Source organism: Virgibacillus chiguensis (assembly GCF_900129865.1).
Lineage (GTDB): Bacteria > Bacillota > Bacilli > Bacillales > Amphibacillaceae > Virgibacillus > Virgibacillus chiguensis.
Genome location: NZ_FQXD01000004.1, coordinates 70,450 through 74,666, shown reverse-complemented (window position 1 = coordinate 74,666; position 4,217 = coordinate 70,450). Strand labels below are relative to the sequence as shown.

The window sequence follows — 4,217 nt, the reverse complement described above, 5'->3', positions numbered from 1 at the left end:
GAGTTTCCGCGCGCGATGAGCGATTTTGCGACGTGCATGAGCGAATTTCCGCGCGAGGAGCGATTTTACGACGTGCGTGAGCGAATTTCCGCGCGAGATGAGCGAGTTCGCGACGGGCATGAGCGAGTTCCGGCGCGCGAGGAGCGATTTCACCACGTACGTGAGCGAGTTTCCGCGCGCGAGGAGCGCGTTCACCACGTACGTGAGCGAGTTCCGGCGCGCGAGGAGCGCGTTCACCACGTACGTGAGCGAGTTCCGGCGCGCGAGGGGCGAGTTCACCATGTACGTGAGCGAGTTCGCGGTGCGCGCGGGCGGTTTTCCGCGTGACGCGGGCCGAATTGCCCCGATCGCCCGCGTTCAGCGCGATTTGGATAAAAAGCAGTCTTTCGTATGATCATTGACCATACCTGTTGCTTGCATAAAAGCGTAACAAATGGTTGGCCCAACGAATTGGAAACCACGTCGTTTTAGATCTTTGCTCATTTGTTCGGATTCTGTCGTATATGCGGGCACTTGTTCATGCGTTTCCCAGTGATTAACAATTTGTTCTCCGCCGACAAAGGACCACATATAGGAGGAGAAGTCTCCAAGCTCCTGCTCTACTTGCAAAAAGGACTGGGCATTCTTAACGAAAGCATTTATCTTTCTCCGGTTACGAATAATTCCTTTATCTTGGATGAGGGCTTCTATTTTCTGATTGCTATATTTACTTATTTTCAACGGATCGAAATGATCAAAAGCTTGGCGATAATTTTCTCTACGCTTTAATATTGTAATCCAGCTTAATCCTGCTTGTGCTCCTTCCAAGCAAATCATTTCAAATAATTTTCGGGCGTCATACTGCGGGACGCCCCATTCATGATCATGATAAGTAATATAGACAGGATCATCTGTAACCCATTGACACCTTTGTTTTACCATGCATCTTCACCAATTGCGACTTCATTTTCATCATAAGAAATCCAATCACTGAAACTACCAGGGTATAATTTCACATTTTCATAGCCAAGTGATTTTAAGGCTAAAATATTAGGGCAAGCAGATATACCAGAACCACAGGAAACAATAATTTCTTCGTTTTTCTGAAGGGAAGCAAACTGCTTTTCTAGGGATTCCTTCTTTTTCCAAGAGCCATTTTTATCCAGCACCTCTTTCCAGAAATAGTTTTTAGCACCAGGAATGTGACCCGCTCGAGCATACATCGGTTCATAATCTCCTAAATAACGTTCTCTTGCGCGTGAATCAATTAAAATAGTTTTATTATGAGTTACTTTTTGTTTCACTTCTTCCATATTAGCAATTTGATTGTCTCTTAATTGCAAGTGAAATACTTTTGGCGTTAGCGTTGGTACCTCGGCGGTTATTTCATTACCTGCTTTTTTCCAGCCATTGTAGCCCCCGTCAAGAACATACACTTTGTCATGCCCCATATAATGGAATAACCACCATGCTCTAGCAGCAAACATATCATTATCTGCATCGTATATCACAACGGTTGTATCGTGATCAATACCTAATTTCCCTACTTTTCCTGCAAGCATCGTAAGATCAGGAAGCGGATGATTCCCACCATGTTTTCCTTTTTTTCCAGACAAATCTTTTTCTATATCCATAAAAAGAGCACCTGGAATGTGGTCCTGTAAATACGCTTTTCTGCCTGCATCAGGTTCGGTTAATTGAAAACGCACATCGATAATTACTGTATTGTTTAAATGATTATGTAGCCGATTCTTTAAACGGTCTACGCTAATAAGATAGCCCATTTTTTCTTCCCTCCAATAATTTTATAGCCATTCGTAATCCGTATTTGTTACTCTTATTTTATACGATAAGCTTTATTATGCCTACCCCCTAACTTAGAGACTCGAACGATTTAATTTAGAAAATTAGTGTAATTAAGTTATAATAGAAAGCATACTATTCATGTTTACATGATGAAAAAATGAAATACATATTCTAATTTGATAGGAGTTGGCTTTATTGAAAAAAGAAATAATGGAAAGGTTTATTACGTATGCAAAGATGGATACGCAATCCGACGCAAGCAAGGACGCTACACCTTCTACACCTGGACAGTTTGATTTAGCGAATCTTTTAGTACAAGAGCTTCAGGAAATGGGAATGACAGACGTTGCTGTTGACGGCTTCGGCTATGTGATGGCAACACTTCCCGCAAACACGGATGGAGATATACCGACCATCGGGTTTTTAGCGCATGTGGATACAGCAACAGACTTCACTGGAAAAAATGTGCAACCGCAAATCACGGAGAATTACGACGGGAAAGATATTGTATTGAACAAGGGAGAAAATATTATATTATCGACTACCGACTTTCCAGAGCTTTCGCAATACAAAGGGCATACAGTAATCACTACAGATGGAACAACTTTACTTGGCGCTGATAACAAAGCGGGAATTGCTGAAATTATGACGGCCATGCATTATCTCATCACACATCCAGAAATCAAGCACGGGAAAATCCGCGTTGCCTTCACACCCGATGAAGAGATCGGCCGTGGACCACATAAATTCGATGTGGAACGTTTCGATGCTACATATGCCTACACGGTCGATGGCGGTCCATTAGGAGAGTTACAATACGAAAGCTTTAACGCAGCTCAAGCTAGAGTAACCTTTAAAGGAAATAGTGTACATCCGGGAACAGCCAAGAACAAAATGGTGAACGCTGGGAAAATGGCAGCAGCGTTTATAAATGAAATCCCAAACGAAGAAGCGCCGGAATATACAGAAGGATATGAAGGATTTTATCACTTAAGCAATATTACTGGTGATGTGGAAAATGCAGAACTTTTCTACATTATCCGAGATTTTAATAAAGAGAAGTTTCAAGAGAGAAAAGATGTAATGCAAAAGATCGCAGAAAAACTTCAGTCGAAGTATGGAACGGAAGCTGTTAACCTTGAATTGCGAGATCAGTATTATAATATGCGCGAAAAAATTGAACCTGTGAAAGAAATTGTCGATATTGCTTATGATGCAATGAAAAGCTTAGATATCGAACCGATTGTAAAACCTATTCGTGGTGGTACAGATGGTTCGCAATTATCCTACATGGGACTGCCAACACCGAACATTTTTACTGGTGGAGAAAATTTTCATGGTAAATTCGAATACGTCTCGGTAGATAATATGATGAAAGCCTCAAAAACAATCATTGAAATCTGCAAGCTATTTGCCCAACGCTATTAATTAACATTCATTAGAAAACATGGCTTACCGCCAATTTTTTTATGCAGCAGAATGCCGTCGTTTTTCTATAGTATAAACCTTAAAACTTTATGCTTGCATAATAATGTACAAAAGTGCCAAAGAAGTGCGTCTCCAGATGACAATCACACAGTTGGCACTTTTTTATATTATCCATCGTAAGAAGACCTGCACAGAAAATTGTGAACTTCAAGCAACTTAATTTCCTTCCATGTACTTTAAAATGGTTTCGTAATCATTAAAATAATAATGATCATAAACAACAGGCTTTCGATTCTTTCATAGAAAAATAGCTTTCTGGATAATCGAACATATTCATCGGGGATCGTATTATCCGGATGCGTCTGTAATAGTTTTTTGATTGGTTTGGAACGCGGTGACAGCACGAGTGGACCGAATGCCAAAGCAAGCAAAAATAAAAGCAAGCTACCTGTAAACCAACCTTGTGCAAATAAATAGGGGCGTAGCACACCCATCATTAGCCCCGTTAGCAATAGCAATGTACCACCAATCATGACAGAGCCGTGCAATTTGTTCCGTATTTTATAACCATATTGCAATTCTGCCATCGTAGTTGCTGCTTTCACTGGCAAAATCATGAAAAAACCTGGACCCATACCGATAATAGCAGCAATGATGTGTATGAACGCCATCAGGTCATAAAGCTCCATGTTATCTCCCCCTCCTAAATTCCTACATAATAACGCAAAATTTTATCAGCATTTGATCTGTAAACTTCTCTTAAATAAGTTTAGATGAACTAGTAAATAGATTAATTGATATAACGTGCTTACAATCTGTGTAATAATCCGCTAATGTAAAAGAAGCTTTATAGGAAAACTTGTAGAAAAACCACCGAATACTTTGGTAAAAGCTATATCAAAATATCTACTCCCGACTTAAATGATGGATCAATAATATACAAGGAGCATGTGTTTCGGATTATATGAAAATCGCTCAACCTCGTACAGATTTCGCTCGACATC

General features: G+C 40.5%; 5 protein-coding genes. 2 read left to right on the top strand and 3 right to left on the bottom strand.

The window, feature by feature from the left end; all coding sequences use genetic code 11:
- The first annotated feature begins 76 nt into the window (after positions 1-76).
- Positions 77-394 (top strand): hypothetical protein, encoded by a 318-nt coding sequence (locus BUB45_RS20125; protein WP_139300101.1) that lies wholly within the window; start codon positions 77-79, stop codon positions 392-394.
- Here BUB45_RS20125 and BUB45_RS06085 read toward each other — a convergent pair.
- Both BUB45_RS06085 and BUB45_RS06080 read right to left on the bottom strand, forming a co-directional pair.
- The gene (locus BUB45_RS06085; RefSeq protein WP_073006357.1) at positions 358-921 is read right to left on the bottom strand and encodes a DNA-3-methyladenine glycosylase I; all 564 of its coding nucleotides are present in this window, start codon (positions 919-921) and stop codon (positions 358-360) included. The two genes, BUB45_RS20125 and BUB45_RS06085, sit on opposite strands and share 37 nt — an antisense overlap.
- Positions 915-1,763: a sulfurtransferase gene (locus BUB45_RS06080; protein ID WP_073006355.1), complete on the bottom strand. Its 849-nt coding sequence runs from the start codon at positions 1,761-1,763 to the stop codon at positions 915-917. The genes BUB45_RS06085 and BUB45_RS06080 overlap by 7 nt, the downstream gene beginning before the upstream one ends.
- A gap of 217 nt (positions 1,764-1,980) precedes the next feature.
- On the opposite strand from BUB45_RS06080, the gene pepT reads away from it, so the two are divergent.
- The gene (gene pepT, locus BUB45_RS06075; RefSeq protein WP_073006353.1) at positions 1,981-3,213 is read left to right on the top strand and encodes a peptidase T; all 1,233 of its coding nucleotides are present in this window, start codon (positions 1,981-1,983) and stop codon (positions 3,211-3,213) included.
- A gap of 236 nt (positions 3,214-3,449) precedes the next feature.
- On the opposite strand, the gene BUB45_RS06070 is transcribed toward pepT, so the two are convergent.
- On the bottom strand, positions 3,450-3,902 hold the full coding sequence (locus BUB45_RS06070) for a DUF2269 family protein (protein ID WP_073006342.1): 453 nt from the start codon (positions 3,900-3,902) through the stop codon (positions 3,450-3,452).
- Between the last annotated feature and the right edge of the window lie 315 nt (positions 3,903-4,217).

Coding starts and splice junctions, on each gene's coding strand:
- BUB45_RS06085 (WP_073006357.1), bottom strand. CDS start 921: ATGGTAAAACAAAGGTGTCAATGGGTTACAGATGATCCTGTCTATATT.
- BUB45_RS06080 (WP_073006355.1), bottom strand. CDS start 1,763: ATGGGCTATCTTATTAGCGTAGACCGTTTAAAGAATCGGCTACATAAT.
- BUB45_RS06070 (WP_073006342.1), bottom strand. CDS start 3,902: ATGGAGCTTTATGACCTGATGGCGTTCATACACATCATTGCTGCTATT.